The 22,415-nt window shown below is 63.2% G+C and carries 23 protein-coding genes; 20 read left to right on the top strand and 3 right to left on the bottom strand.

The window, feature by feature from the left end; translation table 11 throughout:
* The first annotated feature begins 17 nt into the window (after positions 1-17).
* A complete protein-coding gene (locus E1809_RS19490) occupies positions 18-1,322 on the top strand; it encodes a M20/M25/M40 family metallo-hydrolase (RefSeq protein ID WP_133205895.1) in 1,305 nt (434 codons plus the stop codon).
* Positions 1,323-1,370: 48 nt separating this feature from the next.
* Complete coding sequence (locus tag E1809_RS19485) at positions 1,371-2,528, top strand: acyl-CoA dehydrogenase family protein (protein WP_133205894.1); 1,158 nt, start codon at positions 1,371-1,373, stop codon at positions 2,526-2,528.
* 23 nt (positions 2,529-2,551) lie between these two features.
* Here E1809_RS19485 and E1809_RS19480 read toward each other — a convergent pair whose 3' ends face one another.
* Positions 2,552-2,785 (bottom strand): DUF5703 family protein, encoded by a 234-nt coding sequence (locus tag E1809_RS19480; RefSeq protein ID WP_133205893.1) that lies wholly within the window; start codon positions 2,783-2,785, stop codon positions 2,552-2,554.
* A 39-nt stretch (positions 2,786-2,824) separates the two neighbouring features.
* Between E1809_RS19480 and E1809_RS19475 the strand changes: the two genes are divergently transcribed.
* The gene (locus tag E1809_RS19475; protein WP_133205892.1) at positions 2,825-3,097 is read left to right on the top strand and encodes a hypothetical protein; all 273 of its coding nucleotides are present in this window, start codon (positions 2,825-2,827) and stop codon (positions 3,095-3,097) included.
* 42 nt (positions 3,098-3,139) lie between these two features.
* Here E1809_RS19475 and E1809_RS19470 read toward each other — a convergent pair whose 3' ends face one another.
* On the bottom strand, positions 3,140-4,072 hold the full coding sequence (locus E1809_RS19470) for an aldo/keto reductase (protein ID WP_133205891.1): 933 nt from the start codon (positions 4,070-4,072) through the stop codon (positions 3,140-3,142).
* 52 nt (positions 4,073-4,124) lie between these two features.
* On the opposite strand from E1809_RS19470, the gene E1809_RS19465 reads away from it, so the two are divergent.
* Positions 4,125-4,958 carry an undecaprenyl-diphosphate phosphatase gene (locus tag E1809_RS19465; RefSeq protein ID WP_133205890.1) on the top strand — a complete coding sequence of 278 codons (834 nt, stop codon included), beginning with the start codon at positions 4,125-4,127 and terminating at the stop codon, positions 4,956-4,958.
* Positions 4,959-4,974: 16 nt separating this feature from the next.
* Positions 4,975-6,255, top strand: a complete 1,281-nt coding sequence (gene mshC, locus E1809_RS19460; protein WP_133205889.1) for a cysteine--1-D-myo-inosityl 2-amino-2-deoxy-alpha-D-glucopyranoside ligase — start codon at positions 4,975-4,977, stop codon at positions 6,253-6,255.
* Between the two features lie 51 nt (positions 6,256-6,306).
* Here mshC and E1809_RS19455 read toward each other — a convergent pair whose 3' ends face one another.
* Positions 6,307-7,212, bottom strand: a complete 906-nt coding sequence (locus tag E1809_RS19455) for a PAC2 family protein (RefSeq protein WP_133205888.1) — start codon at positions 7,210-7,212, stop codon at positions 6,307-6,309.
* Positions 7,213-7,331: 119 nt separating this feature from the next.
* Between E1809_RS19455 and E1809_RS19450 the strand changes: the two genes are divergently transcribed.
* The 15 genes from E1809_RS19450 to tatC all read left to right on the top strand — a co-directional run bounded on the left by E1809_RS19450 (position 7,332) and on the right by tatC (position 22,407).
* Complete coding sequence (locus E1809_RS19450; RefSeq protein ID WP_133205887.1) at positions 7,332-8,063, top strand: HAD family hydrolase; 732 nt, start codon at positions 7,332-7,334, stop codon at positions 8,061-8,063.
* 42 nt (positions 8,064-8,105) lie between these two features.
* Positions 8,106-9,233: a site-2 protease family protein gene (locus tag E1809_RS19445; protein WP_133205941.1), complete on the top strand. Its 1,128-nt coding sequence runs from the start codon at positions 8,106-8,108 to the stop codon at positions 9,231-9,233.
* A 118-nt stretch (positions 9,234-9,351) separates the two neighbouring features.
* Positions 9,352-10,404 (top strand): tRNA (adenine-N1)-methyltransferase, encoded by a 1,053-nt coding sequence (locus E1809_RS19440; RefSeq protein ID WP_133205886.1) that lies wholly within the window; start codon positions 9,352-9,354, stop codon positions 10,402-10,404.
* 100 nt (positions 10,405-10,504) lie between these two features.
* Positions 10,505-12,319, top strand: coding sequence for a proteasome ATPase (gene arc / locus E1809_RS19435; RefSeq protein WP_133205885.1), 1,815 nt, complete (start codon positions 10,505-10,507; stop codon positions 12,317-12,319).
* A gap of 50 nt (positions 12,320-12,369) precedes the next feature.
* Complete coding sequence (dop, locus tag E1809_RS19430) at positions 12,370-13,986, top strand: depupylase/deamidase Dop (RefSeq protein WP_133205940.1); 1,617 nt, start codon at positions 12,370-12,372, stop codon at positions 13,984-13,986.
* A 133-nt stretch (positions 13,987-14,119) separates the two neighbouring features.
* Positions 14,120-14,323 (top strand): ubiquitin-like protein Pup, encoded by a 204-nt coding sequence (locus E1809_RS19425; protein WP_059389233.1) that lies wholly within the window; start codon positions 14,120-14,122, stop codon positions 14,321-14,323.
* A 77-nt stretch (positions 14,324-14,400) separates the two neighbouring features.
* On the top strand, positions 14,401-15,210 hold the full coding sequence (gene prcB, locus E1809_RS19420; protein WP_133205884.1) for a proteasome subunit beta: 810 nt from the start codon (positions 14,401-14,403) through the stop codon (positions 15,208-15,210).
* A 1-nt stretch (position 15,211) separates the two neighbouring features.
* Positions 15,212-15,919, top strand: coding sequence for a proteasome subunit alpha (prcA, locus tag E1809_RS19415; RefSeq protein ID WP_133205883.1), 708 nt, complete (start codon positions 15,212-15,214; stop codon positions 15,917-15,919).
* Between the two features lies 1 nt (position 15,920).
* The gene (gene pafA / locus E1809_RS19410) at positions 15,921-17,285 is read left to right on the top strand and encodes a Pup--protein ligase (RefSeq protein ID WP_133205882.1); all 1,365 of its coding nucleotides are present in this window, start codon (positions 15,921-15,923) and stop codon (positions 17,283-17,285) included.
* A gap of 109 nt (positions 17,286-17,394) precedes the next feature.
* A complete protein-coding gene (locus tag E1809_RS19405; protein ID WP_133205881.1) occupies positions 17,395-18,351 on the top strand; it encodes an FKBP-type peptidyl-prolyl cis-trans isomerase in 957 nt (318 codons plus the stop codon).
* A 48-nt stretch (positions 18,352-18,399) separates the two neighbouring features.
* The gene (locus E1809_RS19400) at positions 18,400-18,795 is read left to right on the top strand and encodes an FKBP-type peptidyl-prolyl cis-trans isomerase (protein WP_133205880.1); all 396 of its coding nucleotides are present in this window, start codon (positions 18,400-18,402) and stop codon (positions 18,793-18,795) included.
* Between the two features lie 95 nt (positions 18,796-18,890).
* A complete protein-coding gene (locus E1809_RS19395) occupies positions 18,891-20,894 on the top strand; it encodes a helix-turn-helix transcriptional regulator (RefSeq protein ID WP_133205879.1) in 2,004 nt (667 codons plus the stop codon).
* A gap of 9 nt (positions 20,895-20,903) precedes the next feature.
* A complete protein-coding gene (locus E1809_RS19390) occupies positions 20,904-21,254 on the top strand; it encodes a hypothetical protein (RefSeq protein ID WP_133205878.1) in 351 nt (116 codons plus the stop codon).
* A 35-nt stretch (positions 21,255-21,289) separates the two neighbouring features.
* The gene (gene tatA, locus E1809_RS19385) at positions 21,290-21,550 is read left to right on the top strand and encodes a Sec-independent protein translocase subunit TatA (RefSeq protein WP_133205877.1); all 261 of its coding nucleotides are present in this window, start codon (positions 21,290-21,292) and stop codon (positions 21,548-21,550) included.
* Between the two features lie 62 nt (positions 21,551-21,612).
* Entirely contained in the window at positions 21,613-22,407 is a 795-nt protein-coding gene (gene tatC / locus E1809_RS19380) for a twin-arginine translocase subunit TatC (protein ID WP_205754261.1), read from the top strand.
* The last annotated feature ends 8 nt before the right edge of the window (positions 22,408-22,415 follow it).

The following is a 22,415-nucleotide window of genomic DNA, read 5'->3' as shown; positions in this document are numbered from 1 at the left end:
CTAGCAAGGAGAGCCCCATGACTGATATCCGACCCGAGGACGAAGTCGTCCGGATCTGCCAGGAACTCATCCGGATTGACACCTCGAACTTCGGGGACGGCTCCGGCCCTGGGGAACGGGCGGCGGCGGAGTACACCGCCGGACTGATCAGCGAAGTGGGACTCGACGCCGAGATCTTCGAGTCCGCTCCGGGCAGGGCCAGCGTCGTTACGCGCCTGGCGGGGGAGGACCCTTCTGCTGACGCCCTTGTAGTGCACGGCCACCTCGACGTGGTTCCCGCGCTCAAGGACCAGTGGACGGTGGATCCCTTCAGCGGAGAACTGAAGGACGGGCTCATCTGGGGACGCGGCGCCGTCGACATGAAGGACATGGACGCGATGATCCTTTCCGTGCTGCGCGACTTCGCCCGGACAGGACGCAAGCCCAAGCGGGACATCATTTTCGCTTTCTTCGCCGACGAGGAAGCGGGCGGAGACTACGGTGCGCGATACGCCGTCGAACACCGGCGCGAACTCTTCGACGGCGCGACCGAAGCGATTTCCGAAGTCGGCGGCTTCTCGGCGACCATCGGCGGCCAGCGGACCTACCTCCTCCAAACCGCGGAAAAGGGCCTGTCCTGGCTGCGCCTGCTCGCCCATGGGCGAGCAGGGCATGGCTCGCAGATCAACACGGACAACGCCATCACCCGCCTCGCCGCGGCCGTCACGCGGATCGGCGAATACAAGTGGCCTGTGGAACTGACGCCCACAACCCGCCAGTTCCTGGACGGCGTCACTGAACTGACCGGCGTCGAATTCGACGCCGACAACCCTGACATCCTCCTGAAGGAGCTCGGAACGGTGGCCCGGTTCGTCGGCGCCACGCTGCAAAACACCTCAAACCCAACGCTGCTTCGCTCCGGCTACAAACACAACGTCATCCCCGAATCGGCCGAGGCCTTCGTGGATTGCCGTACGCTGCCCGGCCAGCAGGAGCTCGTTTTCGAAACCATCAAGCAGCTTGCCGGAGACGGGGTGGAAATCAGCTACGTCAACAAGGATGTGTCCCTTGAAGTGCCGTTTGCCGGGAACCTGGTGGACGCGATGATCGACGCCCTGCACTCGGAGGACCCGGGAGCGAAGGTCCTGCCGTACACGCTGTCCGGCGGAACCGACAACAAGTCCTTGAGCAAGATCGGCATCGCCGGCTATGGCTTTGCCCCGCTGATGCTGCCGGACGAACTTGACTTCACCGGTATGTTCCACGGCGTCGACGAGCGCGTTCCGGCCGACTCACTAAAGTTTGGTGCGAAGGTCCTGAACACCCTGTTGACCAACTACTAGGCCTGTCGACCAACTACCAGACCTATTGACCACTACCAGGGAGGAACAGTGCCTGACGGGATCCTGCCGGACGCGCTGCTGGAACGTATCCGCGCCCGCGCGGCCGGCTACGACCGGGACAACTCGTTTTTCCATGAGGACCTGGGGGAACTGGCCGCGGCCGGTTACCTGAAGATCTTCGTTCCGGAGTCCGACGGCGGTGCGGGCCTCGGGCTTGCCGGCGCGGCGGTGCTCCAGCGTCGGTTGGCAGCCGCTGCTCCCGCCACCGCGCTGGCCGTCAACATGCATCTCGTGTGGACGGGCGTCGCACGCATCCTCGCCGCCCGCGGAGACGACTCGCTCCAATACGTCCTCGATGAAGCAAGCCGTGGCGAGATCTTCGCCTTCGGGATTTCCGAGCCTGGAAACGACTCGATGCTCTTCGACTCAGGAACCGTCGCTGAACCTTTGGAGGGCGGTGGCTACCGCTTCACCGGCCGCAAGATCTTCACGAGCCTCTCTCCGGCGTGGACCCGGCTCGGGATCTTCGGCAAGGACGGCTCCGCGCGTGAAGGGGACGGCGAACTGGTCTTCGGCTTCATCGGCCGCGACGCCCCGGGGCATGAGACGCTCAGCGACTGGAACACCCTGGGCATGCGGGCCAGCCAATCCAACACGACCCTTCTGCAAGGGGCAGTGGCTCCGCCGGAGAGGATTTTCCGCAAGCTGCCGGTGGGGCCGAACCAGGATCCGCTGATCTTCGCGATCTTCGCGTGTTTCGAGACCCTGCTGGCCGCCGTGTACACGGGGATCGGCGAACGCGCCTTGACGCTGGCAGTTGAAGCGGCAAAGGGCCGAACCTCGGCAAAGAACGGTGGCCGGAGCCTCTCGCAACTCCCGGACATCCGATGGAAGATCGCCGAGGCCGCCATGGCCATGGACGGCATCCAGGCGCAGTTGTCTTCGGTAGCCAACGACGTCGATGCCTTGGTCGACCATGGGGCCCAGTGGTTCCCGAAATTCGTGGGACTCAAAGTGCGGGCAACAGAGAACGCGCGGACCATGGTGGACACGGCAATCCGGGTTTCCGGGGGATCGGCCTACTTCAACGGTTCCGAGCTTGAACGCCTGTACCGGGATGTGCTCGCGGGGATCTTCCACCCGTCCAACGACGAGTCCGCGCACGCGACCGTAGCCAACGCCTGGCTTGGCCCGCTCGAAAGCTGAACTCTTGAAGAGCTTGAACGTGGCTAAACGGTGCGTTGGACGTTGAGTACCTTGCGACGCAACCAGAACCGTCGACCACCGCCGATGTAGAGGACGCTGCGCTCCAGTTCCCACTTGCCGTACTCGGAATGTTCGGCGAGGCGACGCCGGGCCTCGGGCAAGGAATCGTCAGGGCTGACCGTCAGTACGAGGTACTCATACTGCCTTGCGTAGTCCCTCTTGCGCTCCACCGAACTGCTCAGAAATTGTTCTCTCATCCCTCTCCATTTTCGTCTTTTTCGGGCTAACGTGAAGTCATGAGCATCGATCCGCGTGTCGCGCTTCAGTCACTGACAGCCGCTCTGGAAGAGCATCTGGTAGCCGCATCCGCCCGCCGGGGCGAAGGCGATCCAACAGTGGAGGCAGCATTTTTCGCTGTCGCCGATGCCTTCGAGGTATATGAGGACTCACTATACGAGGCCTACTCGGAAGTCACACCCCTGCAGGTGTTTGACGACGATGAAGAGGATCAGGACGAGGACAACAACGAGCTCCTCGACGAGGACGAACTGGAGATCCTGGACCAATGAAGGTCGGCCGCCGGTAGCGTCCTCGAGATGCCCCAAACAATCTCAGAACGCGGAAACGTCTTCCAGCGCCCTCGCGATTTCCGTGGGCAGCGGTGTCAGTTGCGCGTCGAGCAGTTCCTTGAGCTGCACTGCGGTCCGTGCTCCCACGACGGCGGTAGAAACGCCTGGGCGGGACAACAGCCAACCCAGCGAGACGTCCGACGGCGAACGGCCAAGTCCGCGGGCAGCCATGGCGACAGCTTCAACAATCCTGGTGGACGCGCCGTCAAGGTACTTTTCGACGTAGCCGCCAAGGCGGGACTCCGCCGCGCGTGACTCGCCTGGAATCTGCCCCCGGTATTTCCCGGTGAGTACGCCGCGGCCAAGCGGACCCCAGGCCATCAGGCCCAACCCGGCGTCTTCCACGGCTGGAATCAGCTCGCCTTCGGCGCTGCGGTTGACGAGGGAATATTCGGATTGGTTGGCGACGATGGTGAAACCGGCCGAAGCCGCGGCCTTGGCGGTCTGCCAGCCGTTGTAATTGGAAATGCCGACGTACCGTGCCCGGCCCGAGCGCAAGGCGAGGTCAAGGGCGGAAAGAGTTTCATCGAGGGGGACATTTCCGTCCCAGGCATGCGCGAACCAGAGGTCGACGTAGTCCGTCCCCAGCCGCGCGAGGCTAGCGTCGAGCGCGGACAGCATGGCGCCCCGCGAGGCGTCGACGCTGCGGCGGCCGTCCGACGTCGAGACGCCTGCCTTGGTGGAAATCACCACTTCCGAACGTGCCACGATGTCACCCACCATGGAACCCAGGAGCGCCTCGGCCCGGCCGCCTGCGTATGAGGCCGCGGTGTCGATCGTGGTGCCGCCCGCGGCCAGGAAATCACGGACCAACTCGCGGGCGTCCTGCTCGTCTGTTTCTTCCGCCCACGACATGGTGCCCAAAGTGAGGGTGGACACCCGGAGTCCGCTATTGCCGACGTAACGCTGCTGCATAGCAGATAGCTTACGGGGAGAACGACCTGTTCATGACGTAGGGTCTATTCACGTGAACTGGATAGAAGCAGCCTTCCTTGGCCTCGTGCAAGGCCTTACAGAATTCCTGCCGATTTCTTCAAGCGCCCACCTGCGCATCGTCGGTTCGTTCCTACCCAACGCGGCGGATCCCGGAGCCGCTTTCACGGCCATTACCCAGCTTGGCACGGAGACGGCCGTCATCGTCTTTTTCTGGCGGGACATCGTCAGGATCGTCGGCGCGTGGTTCGATTCATTGCGCGGCAAAGTCTCTAGGGACGACCCCGACGCCCGGATGGGATGGCTGGTCATCCTCGGCAGCCTTCCTATCATCGTGCTTGGGCTGCTTTTCCAGGACCAGATCGAATCGGTTCTTCGCAGTTTGTGGATCGTGGCCACCATGCTCATTGTCTTCGGCATGATCCTCGCCGTTGCCGACGCTGTCGGGCGCCAGGAACGGGAACTTAAGCAATTGAGCTACAAGCACGGCATCCTGTACGGACTCGCCCAGGCGATGGCCCTCATCCCGGGTGTTTCACGCTCGGGCGGAACTATTACGGCCGGCTTGCTCATGGGCTACACGCGTGAGGCGGCTGCGCGCTATTCCTTCCTGCTGGCGATTCCCGCCGTCTTCGGCAGCGGCCTGTACCAGCTATACAAAGTGGTGGCGAAAGAGGGAATCAGCGGCCCCTTCGGCCTTCCCGAGACTCTGTTGGCCACCGTCATCGCTTTCGTGGTGGGATTCATCATCATCGGCTGGTTCCTCAGGTTCGTTTCCACCCACAGTTACCGGGTCTTCGTCTGGTACCGGATTCTCCTTGGCCTGGCCCTCTACCTTTTGCTCGGTTTCAATGTCATCAGCGCCTAGCACTATGGTTGAGGCTGTGAAATCGTGGATCTCCCGCCCTGTTCCCGAACTGCCCGGCACCATGCCGAACCTGAGGCTCTTCGACACGGCGCTCAACTCGATGGTGGACATCGAACCTCGCAGTGAGCAGTCGATGTACGTATGCGGCATCACTCCGTACGATGCAACCCACATGGGGCATGCGGCCAGTTACGTGGCCTTCGACCTCCTCAACCGTGCTTGGCGGGACAGCGGCCAGCGGGTCGCCTATGTCCAGAACGTGACCGACGTCGACGATCCCCTCCTGGAACGCGCGACGGCCACTGGCGTCGATTGGCGCGCACTGGCTGCAAGCCAGATCGAACTCTTCCATTCGGACATGGACGCGCTCAACGTCCTTGCCCCGAACTATTACATTGGCGCCGTCGAAGCGATTCCGATGATCGTTCCCGCCATCGAAAAGCTCATTGCCGACGAGCTCGCGTACCGCGTCCGCGGAGCCGACGGGGAGCCCGACGGCGACGTCTACTATGACGTCGAAGCCGCCAGCAAGCAATCGGACAGCCCTGACGCCTGGACTCTCGGGGACATCTCGGGACTCGGCGAAGTGGACATGCTTGAGCTTTTCGCCGAGCGCGGCGGAGATCCCGGCCGCGCCGGCAAGCGGAACGCCTTGGATCCGCTCCTGTGGCGCGTGGCCCGCGATGGCGAACCGAGCTGGCCCGGGGAGAGCCTCGGAGACGGACGACCCGGCTGGCACATCGAATGTACGGTCATCGCCCAGAAGTACCTGCCCGCGCCATTCACGGTGCAGGGCGGCGGCTCGGACCTTATCTTCCCCCACCATGAAATGGGCGCCGGGCACGCGTACTCCCTTAGCGGAGTTCCGTTGGCGCGGCACTACTCCCACGCAGGCATGGTCGGCCTCGACGGAGAAAAGATGAGCAAGTCCAAGGGCAACCTGGTGCTTGTGTCCAAACTCCGGGCCGCGGGTGAAGAACCGGCCGCGATCCGGCTCGCGATCCTCGCAAACCACTATCGCTCGGATTGGTCCTGGACCGACGAGGGATTCGCGCAGGCAAAGGACCGGCTGCGCACGTGGCGTGCGGCTTGCAATATCGCCCCTGAAGGATCGGCCGCTGGGCTCCTTGCCCGCATGCGCACTGAACTCGCCGACGACCTCAACGCGCCAGGTGCGCTTGCCGCCGTCGACGCCTGGGCCGAAAACGCGCTGTCCTCGCCGGACGCGAAGCAATGCGCCCTGGATGCTGCTCTGGTGAACGACGCCATCAACGCCCTGCTCGGCGTCGAACTCTAGGCGCGTCCCGGGAAGGGCAGTGGAACTGGGCAAGCCCTGACGGCCAAGCCGTCAGGGCTTTTCCTTGCCCCTTCTCTTCAGGTACCTCTCGAACTCGCGCGCGATCGACTCGCCGCTCGCCTCGGGGAGGTCCGCGGTGTCTTTGGCTTCCTCAAGCTGCCTTACATAGGCGGCGATTTCCGGGTCTTCAGTGGCGAGTTCGTCCACGCCGCGCTCCCATGCCTCGGATTCTTCGCTGAGGGCATGGGTGTCCAACGGCAACTGGAGCAGGTCTTCGATCCTGTTGAGGATGGCCAATTGCGCTTTGGGTGAAGGCGCCTGGGCAACGTAGTGCGGCACGGCCGCCCACAGCGAAACGGTGGGAAGCCCGGCGAGCAGCGCAAACTCGGCGAGGACACCGACAATGCCCACGGGCCCCTCGTACTGGGAAGCCTCCAGGTTCAAGCGTTGCCGCAGGCCGTTGTCGTCCGTGGTGGTGCTGACCGGGATCGGGCGGCTATGCGGAACATCGGCCAGGAGCGCGCCGACGAGCACCACATAGTCCACCTTCAATGCTTCGGCATGGACCAGGAGCTCGGCTGTGTAAGCGCGCCAACGGTAGGACGGTTCAGTGCCGAGCACGATCACTACATCGACGTTGCTGTCCGGAACGCTGGCTTTGAAAAGGCGGGTGGAGGGCCATTTCACCTTGCGGGCTCCGGTAGAAGTCCGCCGCACCGTGGGCCTGGTGAACTGGAAGTCGTAGTAGTCGTCGGCATCAACGGACGCAACCTTCTTTCCCTGCCACAACTTGTTCAAGTAATGCAGGGAATCGCTTGCTGCTTCGCCGGCGTCGTTCCAGCCTTCGAACGCCGCCAGCATCACGGTGATGCGCTGTCCCTCAGGGACGGGAACCAGAAGGCTCTCGGGTTCGGGGGAAGTGGCCTGTCCGTCGGGGGCTCCGTCCAAACTGTTCATCCACTCACCCTACGTCCAAGTCCGGCAACCGTGCATGGCGTTAAGGGAACCGCGTGGATGTCCTTCGCCGCGGCGTAGACCGGCAAATGCGTACCTTCCTTCCACGTAGACTTGATGGCATGCATGCCTCATCCAGCCAGCCCCTCCTTAAAGCCGCGCTCTGGGACATGGATGGCACGCTGGTCGATACCGAACCGTATTGGATCGCCGCGGAGCGTAGCCTCGTCGAGTCGTACGGGGGCGTGTGGAGCCACGAGCAAGCCATGCAACTCGTAGGCCAGTCCTTGATGTATTCGGCCGGCATCTTGCAGGCCGCCGGAGTGAACCTCGGCAAGCGCGAAATTGTCGACACCCTGAGTGCCCGCGTCATCGAGTGCATCCGTACGGAAGTGCCGTGGCGGCCCGGCGCCCGAGAGTTGCTCGACGCCCTTTACGAAGCCGGGGTGCGGTGCGCCCTTGTGACGATGTCCGAAGGCCCCATGGCCAGGGAAGTGGTAGCCAGCCTGCCCAAGCCATACTTCGAATTCCTTGTGACGGGAGATACGGTCAGCCGCGGCAAGCCCGATCCGGAGGCCTACCTCACCGCCGTGGAGCGGCTTCGCATGACGGATCCTGAATTGGCTCTCGGACAATGCGTCGCGTTGGAGGACTCCGTACCCGGAGTTGCGGCCGCGATCGCCTCAGGCGTGGTCACGGTGGGCATTCCGCACCAGATGCCACTCCCCGAAGATTCCCGGCGGACCACATGGAAAACCCTCGCAGGCAAGGGTGTAGCAGATCTCGAGGCCCTTGTTGCCGAGCGCGCAGCGGCCGGCCTTCCTGCCGGCGCCCTGCTCGGACAGGCGAACTAAGTGAGCATTCCCCCGAACGCCGGCCAAAGGGCCCGCGGAAGTATGAAAGACGGCATCCCCCTGGGCCGGATCGCAGGCATCCCGGTCTATTTGGCCTACTCCTGGTTCATCATTGCCGCGTTTACGGTGATTGTTTACGGGCCTGCGTTGCTGCTGCGCAACCACTTCCTGGGGGTCGGTGCGTATTTTGTTGCGTTCGCATACGCGTTGCTCCTTGCGATTTCCGTGCTGGTCCACGAATTGGCCCATGCACTGAGCGCCAAGGCCTTCAATTGGCCCACCGAGAAGATTGTGCTCAATCTCTGGGGCGGCCACACGCAGTTCGAAAACTACACTGCATCCCCGGGCCGTTCAGTGGTTGTTGCCCTGGCCGGGCCGGCCGCGAACTTTGTGCTCGCGGGGGCCGCTTGGCTGTTGCTGGCGGCGGGTGTATTCACTGGGGTGGCTGACACCTTGACGAATATCCTCATGTGGGCAAATTTCCTGATAGGCGTCTTCAATGTCCTCCCGGGCCTGCCACTTGATGGCGGCCGGCTGGTGGAGTCGGCCGTCTGGAAAGCCACGGGCAGCCAGGAAAAAGGAACGATTGCTGCTGGATGGACTGGGAGGGCCATCGCGGTAGTCCTCTTTGTAGGGGTCGTAGGCCCGCCTATGCTGAGTGGAACCAGCACAGATCTCCCCACATTCGCTATCACCCTCCTCGTCTGCAGCTTCTTGTGGATGGGGGCGTCCGGGGCCATCAATAACGCGACCCTTCGCAGCCGCGTCCATTTGGTGAGCGCCGCCGCCCTGGCCGAACCCGCCGTCGGGATTCCCAACTCAGCAACCGTTGCGGATGTCCTGAGCGTGGCACCCTACGGTTTTCCCGCCGTCGTGATCTGCGCGCCGGATGGCCGCCCGCAAGGGGTGGTGGACCCGGCCGCCATCGCCGCTGTGCCGCCGTCGGAGATCTACGGGACCTTCGTCACAGCGGTTTCCACGCCTCTCGCGGACGGCGCCTACGTGCCCTGGACCTCGCGCGGTCAGGAACTCATTCAATACCTGGCCCAACTCAACGGTGGCGAGTACGCGGTGGTGGACGATACCGGCGTCGTGACGGGCCTGCTGCGGCAGCAAACCGTAGTGACAGCCATTACAGGTAAAGAAGCCCGGCGGAGCGGGCGCCCCTAGGAGCTTGCCGGTAGAGTTACCTGCCGGTCGCGAATTAACCCGGCCGCCAGTGCGCATCACCAAGCAGCAACTACGGCAACAATTGACGGCCCAGCCGTACAGGAGCGAGGAACCACCCATGAGCAGCGAAACCGCCGCCAACCACACGGCAACCGGCATCGCCGACCCCGCCGTCCAGCCGACCGGCGCTGCCCGGCGCAGGGGACCGTTCCGTGTTGGCGAGCGGGTCCAGCTCACGGATGAACGCGGCCGGATGAACACCATCACGCTGGAAGAAGGCGGAGCCTTCCACACGCACCGGGGCTTCCTGAACCACGATGAAATCATCGGCCAGGTAGATGGCTCGGTGGTGGCCAACAACATTGGACAGCAGTACCAGACGTTGCGGCCGCTGCTCTCCGACTTCGTCTTGTCCATGCCGCGTGGTGCCGCGGTGGTGTATCCCAAGGACGCCGGTCAAATCGTCACCATGGCGGACATCTTCCCAGGTGCCCGCGTGGTCGAGGCCGGCGTCGGGTCAGGCGCCCTGTCGATCTCCCTGCTCCGGGCCATCGGCGACGGCGGTTACCTGCACTCGTTCGAGCGGCGCGAAGAATTCGCGGACATCGCCCGCGGAAACGTGGAGACAATCTTCGGCGGCCCGCACCCCGCCTGGAAGATTTCCCTGGGCGACTTCCAGGAAGAAGTTGTCCGCAGCGAAGAGCCTGGCTCCGTCGACCGTGTGGTCCTCGACATGCTCGCCCCTTGGGAATGCCTCGACGCCGTAGCCACGGTACTGGCGCCGGGCGGCGTCTGGATCAACTACGTCGCAACCGTCACCCAGCTTTCCCGCACCGCGGAGGCCATCCGTGCCGACGGCCGCTTCACCGAACCTGACGCCTGGGAGTCCATGGTCCGCGGTTGGCACCTTGAGGGTCTGGCCGTGCGGCCAGACCACCGGATGGTGGCCCATACAGGTTTCCTTCTCGTGACGCGGCGGCTTGCCGACGGCGTGACGGGTATTTCCGTGAAGCGACGCCCGTCCAAGACCGAGTTCAGCGAAGAGGACCTGAACGCGTGGACGCCCGGCGCGGTGGGGGAGCGGTCCGTGTCGGACAAGAAACTGCGCCGCGCAGCCCGGGACGCGATCGCCGGCACGAATGTCAAGGATGACCCCGCGCCGGGGCAGTAGCGGAAGATCACAAACTGGCCGGTATTCCGAATGTCACAGGTTTCCCAACGCTTTTGAGGGCTAAGGTCTATTTATAGAAAGCGGAAGGAGCTGATGCTTCGTGGATACGTCGAACAATGACTTCGGGCGCTCAACACCTGAAGAGTCATCGAACAAGGCTGTGGCTGAAGGAAAAGTGGGGCATGGAGGCGGAGTAGTCCAACCAGTGGAGGACTCCGGCGAACTCACTGTCGCGGAACGCCAAATAAACATCCTTCGCGACAAACTTCGCCATATCGACCGCCAGTTGGCCACTGCCACGCAGAACAACACCAAGCTCGTAAACATGCTGGAAACGGCCAAAGCCGAAATCCTGCGCCTCAAAGGAGCGCTCGAACAGGACGGACAACCGCCCTATAGCTTTGGGACCATCCTCCAGATCAACCCCCGGCGCCAGCCCACAGCAGGCAGCACCGGCCAGGCGGCAACCGAGGAATCGGTGGACATTTTCAACGCCGGCCGGAAGATGAGGGTGGGCGTCAGCCCCTTGGTCAACATCAACCACCTCGCGGTGGGTCAGGAAGTCCTCCTCAACGAGGCGCTGCTCGTGGTGACCGGACTGGGCTACGAACGCGCCGGCGAACTCGTCACGCTCAAGGAACTGCTCGGCACTGACCGCGCCTTGGTGGTCGGGCGGGCAGACGAGGAACGGGTCGTCCGGCTCTCGGGCGCCCTGCAGAAGGAACGCTTGCGCGTCGGCGATGCCTTGTCGCTGGATTCGCGCACGGGCTATGCCCTCGAGAAGGTGCCCAGGGCTGAAGTCGAAAACCTTGTCCTCGAAGAAGTTCCGGACATAACGTATGAGGACATCGGTGGCCTGGGACCGCAGATCGAACAGATCCGCGACGCCGTCGAACTGCCGTTCCTGCACCCTGACCTGTACCGCGAGCACGGACTCAAGGCACCCAAGGGCATCCTGCTCTACGGTCCTCCCGGTTGCGGAAAGACCCTCATCGCGAAGGCCGTAGCCAATTCACTGGCCGCCAGGGCATCCGAGCGGGCGGGCAACCTGGACCTGAAGAGCTACTTCCTGAACATCAAGGGTCCGGAGCTCCTGGACAAGTATGTTGGCGAGACTGAGCGCCACATCCGCTTGATCTTCGCCCGGGCACGCGAAAAGGCCTCGGACGGTAGCCCCGTAGTCGTGTTTTTCGACGAGATGGACTCTCTGTTCCGCACGCGCGGCACAGGTGTTTCATCCGACGTCGAAACGACCATCGTGCCGCAGCTCCTCAGCGAGATCGACGGCGTCGAGCGGCTGGACAACGTGATCGTCATCGGTGCGTCGAACCGTGAAGACATGATCGACCCCGCGATCCTCCGCCCCGGGCGACTGGATGTGAAGGTGAAGATCCAGCGGCCCGATGCCGAGGCAGCCGCGGATATCTTCGCGAAGTACATCACCACCGACCTCCCGTTCCATCCGACGGACCTCGCCGAGCACCGCGGAGACGTCCAGGCTACGGTGGACGCCATGATCCAACGGACCGTGGAAGCGATGTACTCCACGGAGAAGTCGAACGAGTACCTCGAAGTGACCTATGCCAACGGTGACACCGAGATGCTCTACTTCAAGGACTTCAACTCCGGCGCCGTTGTCCAAAATGTCGTGGACCGGGCCAAGAAGTACGCGATCAAGGATCTCCTGCTCACCCACCAGAAGGGGCTGCGGATCGACCACCTCCTGCGCGCCGTCGTCGACGAATTCCGCGAGCACGAGGACATGCCGAACACCACCAACCCGGATGACTGGGCACGTATCTCCGGCAAGAAGGGTGAACGCATCACCTATATCCGCACCATCGTCCAGGGCAAAGCCGGCCAGGAGCCCGGGAAGTCGATTGAAACGACTCCCAACACCGGCCAATACCTGTGACGGCCCGGCCGGAAGCCCTGCCCTCGGAGAAACTCCCCGCGGGCGGGGCCATGCGGGTCATGGGTTCGGAAACCGAATACGGCATCCACGCGCCCTCGGCTCCGGGGGCGAACGCCACGATGATGTCTGCGCGCATCATCCAGGCCTATGCCAACCTCACCCGCCAACGGGCAGCTGGCGGCGCCGAAACCCGCTGGGACTATACGGACGAGGAACCGCTGCACGATGCCCGCGGCTGGACCCTCGAGCGCAGCGCGGCGGATCCCAGCCAATTGACGGACAGGCCGCCCGTGCTCGACGCCGAAGCCGTCGCGTTGGCGTACGGCCGGCAGGAACTCGAAGCTGACGGCGGCGACGAATCGGGCTCGCTCCTGATGAACATGGTCCTCGGCAACGGGGCCCGCCTGTACGTGGATCACGCCCACCCGGAATACTCCAGCCCCGAGGTCACGAATCCCCGCGATGCAGTTGCGTGGGATGCCGCCGGCGATCTCGTCGCCTTGGCCACAGTACGGAAGGTCGCGGCCGATCCTGATTTGCCGGCAATCAACCTGTACAAGAACAACACCGACAACAAGTCAGTGTCCTACGGCTCGCACGAGAATTACCTCATGCCTCGCTCGGTCCCGTTCGGGGAGATCGTCCGGGGCCTGACTCCGTTCTTCGTCACACGGCAGGTCATTTGCGGCGCGGGCAGGCTCGGGCGTGGCCAGGACGGCTCCGGCGCCGGCTTCCAGGTCAGCCAGCGGGCCGACTTCTTTGAGGCCGAGGTCGGGCTGGAAACCACCATCAGGCGCCCGATCATCAACACCCGGGACGAACCGCACGCCACCGCGGACAAGTACCGGCGCTTGCACGTCATCATCGGCGACGCCAACCTGAGCCAAGTCTCCAACTATCTGAAGTTCGGCACCACGGCCTTGGTGCTGAGCCTCATCGAAGCCGGGAAGGCGCCAAAGATCGAGGTCCACGAGCCGGTGGGCGCCCTTCAGGCCATCAGCCACGACACATCTTTGACGGCGACCGTCAAGCTGCTCGACGGCAGGCGGGTCACGGCGTTGGACATCCAGTGGATGTACTACGAGGCCGCGGCCAAGCTTGCCCAGGAGACGGGCGTCTCGGACGCCTTCACCGGCGACGGGCATACACGTGAGGTCCTGGACAGGTGGGAATCCACCTTGGCGCTGTTGGGGAGCAATCCCGCGGCTGCGGCGTCGTCGGTCGAATGGCTCGCCAAAATGTCCTTGCTGAACGGCTATCGGAACCGTGACGGGCTTGAGTGGAACGACGCACGATTGGGCCTTGTGGACCTGCAATGGTCCGACGTCAGGCCCGAGAAGGGTCTGTACTACCGCCTGCTTTCGCGCGGCCGCATGCAGTCAATCGTCGACGACGCCGATATCGCCCGGGCAGTCTTCGAACCGCCGTCGGACACCAGGGCGTACTTCCGCGGGAAGTGCGTCTCGACCTTCGGCAAGGACGTCGTCGGCGCGAGCTGGGATTCGGTCATTTTCGACGTCCCGGGAATCGGAAAGCTCCAGCGGGTTCCCACCCGTGAACCCCTCCGGGGCACCGAGGCGCTGACGGGCCGGCTCTTCCGGAAGCACGACACCGCGGGGGCTTTTCTTCGTGAATTGCTCGGTTTGGATCCAGCTCCGCCGGCCTGAACCGGTGAGGCGGGCGGGCCGTTACTACGGCTCGCAAGCAAACCGCAAAAACCGCAGCGGCGCAGCCTTCTGCGTGGCAGTATGGCATTACAGGAAGTCCCCTCGGCCGGGGATGGACAGAATGGAGAAGGAAATGGCAGCTCAGGAGCAGCAGCAACCGCAATCGCGGGACGTTGAGGTCGAAACCGACGCCCCCGAGGCGCCGCCCGCGGCACCGGAAGCACAGGCGTCAGTAGCCACGCAGGGCGTTGATGACCTCCTGGACGAAATCGACGGCGTCCTCGAGTCCAACGCAGAAGAGTTCGTGCGGGCATTCGTGCAAAAAGGCGGCCAGTAACAAACCCCAGCTAATCCAAGGGCCCGGTCGGCGCGAGGCCGCCGGGCATCGGACGTCAGAGTCGAAGGAGCGCAGCTATGCAGGATCCAGCAGCCGGCCATCTGGCCACCCAGGCAACGTCTTCGTTTACCGAGCATCTGCAACGCTCCCGACCTGAACTCCTTCCCTTCAACCAAACGCTGCCGGCGGGACATATCCCGCCGGTGCCGCATGGGACCACCATCGTGGCGCTCAGTTATCCCGGCGGCGTCCTGGTAGCGGGCGATCGCCGCGCCACGATGGGGAACGTCATCGCCAGCAGGCACATCGAGAAGGTGTTCCCGGCCGACGAATACTCGGTCCTCGGGATCGCCGGCACCGCAGGCCTCGCTATTGACATCATCCGTTTGTTCCAAGTGGAGCTGGAGCACTACGAGAAGATCGAAGGAACACTCCTCAGCTTGGACGGCAAAGCCAACCGCTTGGGAGCCATGATCCGCGGCAACCTCGGCATGGCAATGCAGGGCCTCGCAGTGATCCCGCTCTTTGCGGGATTCGATCTGGTGTCCGGCGTGGGCCGGTTGTTCTCGTACGACGTCACGGGCGGAAGATACGAGGAAATAGAGCATCATTCAGTCGGTTCCGGCTCCGTATTCGCGCGAGGCGCGCTCAAGAAGCTCTGGCGGCCAAACCTCACCGAGGACGAAGCTGTCGCGGTCGCGATGGAAGCCCTCTACGACGCCGCCGACGACGACTCCGCCACGGGCGGCCCGGATCCGGTCCGCCAACTCTGGCCAGTTGTCTACACGGTCAACCGCGCCGGTGCCCGCCGGATCTCCGAACGGGAATTGGCTGCGGTTGCCGGATCCATTGTCGAGTCGCGTGCAGTTGCCGGACGGGAGGCCTGAGATGACACAGCAGTTCTACGTATCGCCCGAGCAGCTTATGAAGGACCGTGCGGATTTCGCGCGGAAGGGCATCGCCCGGGGCCGTTCCGTCGTCGTGATCAGCGGCGCGGACGGAATTGCCCTGGTCGCGGAGAATCCCTCGCCCTCCCTGCATAAAATCGGGGAAATCTACGACAAAATCGCCTTCGCGGCCGTCGGCAAGTACAACGAGTTCGAAAGCCTTCGTCAAGCGGGCGTGCGCTACGCGGATGTCCGCGGCTACTCCTATGACCGTGAGGACGTCACCGCCCGCGGATTGGCGAGCGTCTACGCCCAAAGCCTGGGCGCGGTGTTCACCGCCGAGCAGAAGCCGTTCGAAGTGGAACTGGCCGTCGCGGAGGTGGGGCGCACCCAAGAGCAGGACCATCTCTACCGCTTGACGTTTGACGGTTCCATCGCCGACGAAAAAGGCTTCGTGGTGATGGGTGGCGTGGCCGAGCAGGTCGCGGGTGTAGTTGCGGCCGGTTGGCACGCGGATCTTGGCCTCGCGGATGTATTGCGGCTGGCCGTCAAGGCGCTGGCCACGGACAAGGAAGTGGACGCTTTGCCGGGTACCGCCGTCGAGGCCGCTGTCCTGGATCGAAGCTCCGAGAGCGGCCGCGGATCGCGGCGGGCCTTCCGGCGTCTTCGGGCGGAAGAAATCACGCAGCTGCTGACAGGGGAGGCCTGACATGGACAAAAGGATCTTCGGCATCGAGACCGAATTCGGCATTTCCTATTCGAGTCCGGACTCCCGGCCCCTCGCCCCGGAAGAAGTTGCCAGGTACCTCTTCCGCAAGGTGGTGAGCTGGGGCCGGTCTTCGAATGTCTTCCTCACCAACGGCTCCCGGTTGTACCTCGACGTGGGCTCGCACCCGGAGTACGCGACGGCGGAGTGCGATGACCTTGCCCAGTTGATAGCCCATGACCGGGCGGGCGAGCTGATTCTCGACGACCTCGTCGAGGAGGCGCAGGGACGCCTGGCGGCGGAAGGTTTCAACGGGACGGTGTACCTGTTCAAGAACAACACCGACTCGGCCGGAAACTCCTATGGCAGCCACGAGAACTACCTCATCCCGCGGCGCGGCGAGTTTTCCCGGCTCGCGGAGATCCTGATTCCCTTCCTCGTCACCCGTCAATTGATCGCGGGTGCGGGCAAGGTCCTCAAGACTCCCCATGGAGCCACCTTCGCTTTTTCCCAGCGGGCAGACCACATCTGGGAAGGCGTGTCCTCGGCCACGACCCGGTCCCGGCCGATCATCAACACCAGGGACGAACCACACGCTGATGCCGAGTTCTTCCGGCGCCTGCATGTGATTGTGGGCGATTCCAACATGTCCGAAACCACGGCCCTCTTGAAAGTGGGAACCGTGGACCTGCTCCTGCGCATGATCGAGGCCGGGGTGATCATGCGCGACATGCGCATGGAGAATCCGATCCGCAGCATCCGTGAGATCTCCCATGACCTGAGCGGCAAGGCGTTGGTACGGCTGGCGAACGGGCGGCAGTTGACGGCCCTGGATATCCAGAGGGAGTATCTGGCCAAAGTCAGCGCTTTTGTGGCGTCGAACGGTGCCCATAACCAGCACGTCCCGCTCATCCTGGACTTGTGGGAGCGGACGCTGGACGCCATTGAGAGCGGCGACTCCAGCGGAGTTGATACCGAGGTCGACTGGGCCATCAAGAAGAAGCTGATGGACGCCTACATGCGCCGCCATGGAATCGGCTTGGATTCCCCGAGGATCGCCCAATTGGATCTGACGTACCACGACATCTCCCGAAAGCGCGGCCTTTTCTTCCTGCTTCAATCCAGGGGCGCGGCCCGCCGGCTCGTGGCCGATACCGACATCAAGGACGCGGTTGACGCGCCGCCCCAGACAACCAGGGCGAAGCTCCGCGGCGACTTTGTCCGCCGGGCACAGGAACTCGGACGCGACTACACGGTGGATTGGGTCCATTTGAAGCTGAACGATCGCGCCCACCAGACAATCCTGTGCAAGGATCCATTCCGTAGTGTCGACGAACGGGTGGATGCCCTGCTGGACTCGATGGGCTGACTCCCAGCTTCACCCGCTATTCTGGAGGTTGGCCTTAAACAGGCCTTTACGCGCATGGCCGGGCAATGCACGGCCATGCTCTCCTTTTGCCCCGACGAAAGTTCAGTGTGTGCGACGTCTTCTAGCAATTCTCATCCCTGCCATCTTGCTGCTCACGGCTTGCGGAGGAAGCCCGGCACCGGCACCATCCGCCGAACCGACCAGCCAGTCCTCCGGCGATGTGGCCAAGCTGGATTCCCTCAAAATCACCGACAACGGCGACAACAAGGCGCCGGGCCTGGACTTCACCAAGCCGTTGGACGTCTCCCAACCGACCATCAAGTTGATCAACGACGGTACCGGCGACAAAGTAAAGGCCGGGCAGATTGTCGGCATGTCTTACGTGACTGTTGACGGCAAGGATGGCAAGACCATCGACGATTCCTTCCCGAGCGGTCCGCAGCCCCTCGAACTCAACGACACCTTCAAGAGCGGCAACCAGATCATCTACAACGCCCTCGTCGGTGCGAAGGTAGGCGCGTACTTGGCGTTCGCGGCTCCCGGCACCGCAGCTTCCGGTGAGACGCCGGCCACTTCGGCCCAATTGGCCGTGCTCAAGATCGAGTCGGCGAAGGATGCGCCCAAGGCTTTGGACAAGCCTGAGGGCGACGTCGTCACTCCTCCCGCCGGACTTCCTACCGTGAAGGTGGATAACAACGGGGTTCCGCAGATTTCCGTCGCTGGCGTGAAGCCGCCCACGGACCTGATTTCCCAGGACCTGATCAAGGGCAAGGGCGATGTCGTCAAGGCAACGAGCACCGTCATGGCCAACTATGTCGGCGTGACCTTGTCTGATGGCAAGCCGTTCGATTCGAGCTACGATGACAGCTTCGGCCACAAGGGCGTTGCTACTTTCCCGCTCACCAACGTGGTTAAGGGCTGGACCCAGGGCCTCACGGGCAAGACAGTCGGCTCCCGCGTGCTCCTCGTCATTCCGAAGGCCTTGGCCTACCCGGATGCGACGCCCGGCAGTGGACAGCCGGTGGGAGACCTCGTCTTTGTTGTCGACATCCTTGGCGCCTACTAGCCTGTTCTGAGCATCGCCAACGCGTTTCAAACTATTTGAGGAGTATCCATGTCATTTGGTCAGCGTGACTATGACCGCACGAAGCCGGAGATCGACTTCCCCGAGGGTGACGTTCCCACTGAGCTCGTCATCAAGGACATCATCGTCGGTGACGGGCAGGAAGCCCAGGCTGGCGACACCGTTTCCACGCACTACGTGGGCGTTGCATGGTCCACCGGCGAAGAATTCGACGCCTCCTGGGGCCGCGGCGCTCCGCTGGACTTCCGCGTCGGCGTCGGCCAGGTCATCCAGGGTTGGGACCAAGGGCTGCTCGGCATGAAGGTGGGCGGCCGCCGCCGACTGGAAATCCCTTCCGAGCTCGCTTACGGCACCCGTGGTGCCGGTGCCTCCATCAAGCCCAACGAGGCCTTGATCTTCGTCGTGGACCTCGTCGCAGTCCGCTAGATTCCGCACCGCTGGAAAGCACGTCCACAGCCGGAGAAATCCGCCTGCAGACGTGCTTTCTGCCTTTAACCGCGGAGTTTAGTAACGTTGCCATCGTGTCCGCTTCCCGTACCGAACGACTCCTGAACCTGCTCATTGCGCTGCTCGACACCAAATACGGGCTATCCCGGGCCGTCCTGAGGGAGAAGGTCTACCATTCGGCCGGAGACGGCGACGCCGCTTTCGGCCGCATGTTTGAGCGGGACAAGGCGGACTTGAAGCAGTTCGGCTTCGAGATCGAGACGATCCTCGAGCAAGGCCTCGGCTCCGACGATCCCGCGTCCACGCGTTACCGCATCGGCAAGGAATCCAACACCCTTCCGGACGTGCACCTGACTCCCGCTGAGGGAACGGTCCTCCTCCTCGCGGCACAGTTGTGGGAACGTGCCGCCCTCGGCTCCGCCGCCGCCAGCGCGCTGCGTAAGTTGCAGGCATCCGGGGGCCTGGCCGACGTCGAACTTCCTGCCGGCGTCCAGCCTCGCATCAAGCCGGCTGGCCAGGCGTTCGACGACATCATTGGGGCAATGAACGGCAAGCATCCCGTCAGTTTCGGTTACCGGGCCGCCAGTACCGGCCGGGAAGAACGCCGAATCGTGGAGCCTTGGGGGCTCGGGAGCCGTTTCGGCCAGTGGTACCTCGTCGGTTTCGACCGGGAGCGGAAAGCGAAACGCTTCTTCCGTTTATCCCGCATGACCACTGACGTCCACGTCGAGGCGCGGGACCATTGCGAGATCCCCTCCGGGTTCGATACCCGGGCCGAGCTGGACAGCCTCAACGAGCTTCCCTTGCAGGAGGCTTCCCTCGAAGTTGCCGAAGGTCGGCTGCTTGGGCTGCGGAAGCGCGCAGTAGACACTACCGGTCTTGCCTCCGGACCGGGCAGGGAGGGACTCCCGGTGCTGTTCCGGGACACCGAGTCGCTCGCCGAGGAACTCGCTTCCTACGGTCCCCACGTCCGGGTCGTCGGCCCTCCCGAGTTGCGGGACGCCGTCGTACGCCGCCTTGAAGGGGCGGCCGCATTCGCGGCGGCTCCCGGCGTCGAAATCCTTTTTCCCGACGCCGGTCCCGCGCCCCGGGCGCGCAAGCGCACGTCCGAGGACCAGCTCAGCCGCATGCTGCAATTGGTCCCATTCCTGGTCCATAACCAGGGCCTGCCCATCCAGGAAGTGGCGGACCGCTTCGGGATCAGCCGCAAAGAGCTCATCGAGGACCTGAAAATCCTGATCTGCTCGGGACGGCCCGAGGGCTACCCGGACGATTTGTTCGATATTGATTGGGAAAACGAGCACGTTTACATCCGGGAGCACCTCGAACTCAACCGGCCCATTCGCTTCAGCGTGGACGAAGCGTGCGCGTTGCTGACCGGCCTCGCTACGCTGAATGGCCTGCCCGCCCAGGGCGGCTTGTCTGAGGACGAGCAAAGCGGGGCCCTGGAATCCGTGACGTTGAAGCTCACGGGCGCGGCCGGCGAAGCGGGACGATTAGCGGCCGCCGTGGCCGTGCCGCCGGTGGCTCCGGCTGACGCCTCAGCTTTTGACGTCATCACCACGGCACTCCATGAGGGGAGCCAGCTGCACTTGAGCTACTTGTCGCAGCAACGCGACTCCGTCTCCGAACGGGACGTCGACCCCCTGCGCCTCTACTCGCTGGACAGCACGTGGTACTTCGAAGCGTATTGCCACAGCAAAGCCGGCCTCCGCAATTTCCGCTTGGACCGGATCGAGAAAATCGCGCCCAACGGACAACGGGTTTCCACGAGCGCGGAAGCCCAAGCGAACACCCCGGCGAAGCTCTACACGCCGAACGACGACGACGTCGTCGTGGTCCTGCAACTGACCCGCCAAGGCGCCGGCCTGGCGGATGACTACTACGCCGAACGTACGGCAGCGCTTCCCGACGGCGGGTTGCTCGCCGAGGTCAGGTTCGGCAACGCGGACTGGCTGCCCATGTTCGTCGCCCAGCATGGCGGTGCCGTGCGGATCCTCTCGCCGCAGGAACTGACCCATGCTTCGCTTGCGTGGTTGGAAGCGGCGCTTGGCCAGTACGGGATGAAGGCTGGATAGACTACACAAATGCCTTGGTGGACTTGGATCCTTTTGTGGGTCGCCCTGATTGCTGTGACGTTGCTTTGCTACGTTTTCATGGGCATCCGGTTGTTCCGGAAGTTCATGGCGATGCTTCATGAGTTCAGTGCCGCGGGGGAGGAGCTGGGGCGCCCCCTGCATCCCTCCCTGTCGGTAGAGGACGACGGCGTTCCGTCGTCCAAGGTGTTCGGTGCGGCCGTTTTTGCCTCACCGGAGCAGATGCGTCATGATTACGTGACGGCCAAGGCCTCCCGCCGGGAAGTTCGTCGCCAAAGGCGCGTCAAGCGCAAAGCAGAACGGGGCCAACCCCAGTCCCTGCACGACATTGAATTCAGTTAGACGTAGGATGTATTCCAACGAAAGGACTTCCCAACATGAGGCTTGAAGGCTGGCATATCGTCGTTATCGTCGTATTGGCCCTGGTGCTCTTCGCGGCGCCTAAGCTGCCTTCCATGGCGCGGAGCCTCGGCCAGTCGATGCGCATTTTCCGGTCCGAGGTTCGCGAGATGAAGAAGGACGGATCAACGGACGCGAGCGGAGATACCGACCCGGTCGAGGGCAAGGTAGTCGGTCACCCGGACCAAAAGACCAGGAACGCCGGCGAGACTGACGTTCCGCCTGGCACTCGTCTCTGACAAGTGGTGCATGCGAACACGTGGTGCAAGTGAATAATCGAAAAGCCAATCCTGAAGGAAGGATGGCGCTGCTCGATCACCTGAAGGAATTGAAGAACAGGCTCTTCAAAGCTGCGATCGCCGTCATCCTCGGGACCATTGTCGGCTTTATCGTCTACCAGCCGCTTCTTGCAGCGTTGGTAAAGCCCATCAAGGACCTCAACGAGCAGCATGGCAGGCAAGCTGCACTGAACTTCGACGGGGTCGCGAGTTCCTTCGACCTGATGATCCAGGTCTCGGTGTTCCTCGGCGTCATCATCGCCAGCCCGGTGTGGATCTACCAATTGTGGGCATTCATCGTGCCCGGACTCCATAAGAACGAACGCCGGCTTGCCTTGTCTTTCGTTGCCGCTGCCGTGCCCCTTTTCATCGGTGGCGTCTTACTGGCTTGGCTCGTCCTTCCGAATGCTGTCCGGGTCCTGACCGAGTTCACTCCGCAGGGCGGCTCGAACTTCATCAGCGCGGATGTGTACCTTGCCTTTGTCATCCGGTTGCTATTGGCGTTTGGTGTTGCCTTCCTGATTCCGGTCATCTTGGTCGGTCTGAATATGGCCGGCATCGTCAAAGGCGCGCGGCTGCTCAAGAGCTGGCGAATCACCGTCTTCCTCGTATGCCTGTTTGCGGCCATGGCCGCACCCGGTGCTGATGCGATGAGCATGTTCTATCTGGCTGTACCCATGCTGGTGCTCTTCTTTGCTGCCATTGGAGTCTGCCTCGTCAACGACAAGCGCCGTGTGCGCCGCCAGGCAAAGGTCTCTGCTGAGACGGAGGCCACGGCAGACGTCGCCACTCCTGCCTCGGATCTGGAGAACCTGTAGCCTCCCGG

Source organism: Arthrobacter terricola, assembly GCF_004354015.1.
Classification (GTDB): Bacteria; Actinomycetota; Actinomycetes; order Actinomycetales; family Micrococcaceae; genus Arthrobacter; species Arthrobacter terricola.
This window is presented reverse-complemented; position numbering and strand designations above follow the sequence as displayed.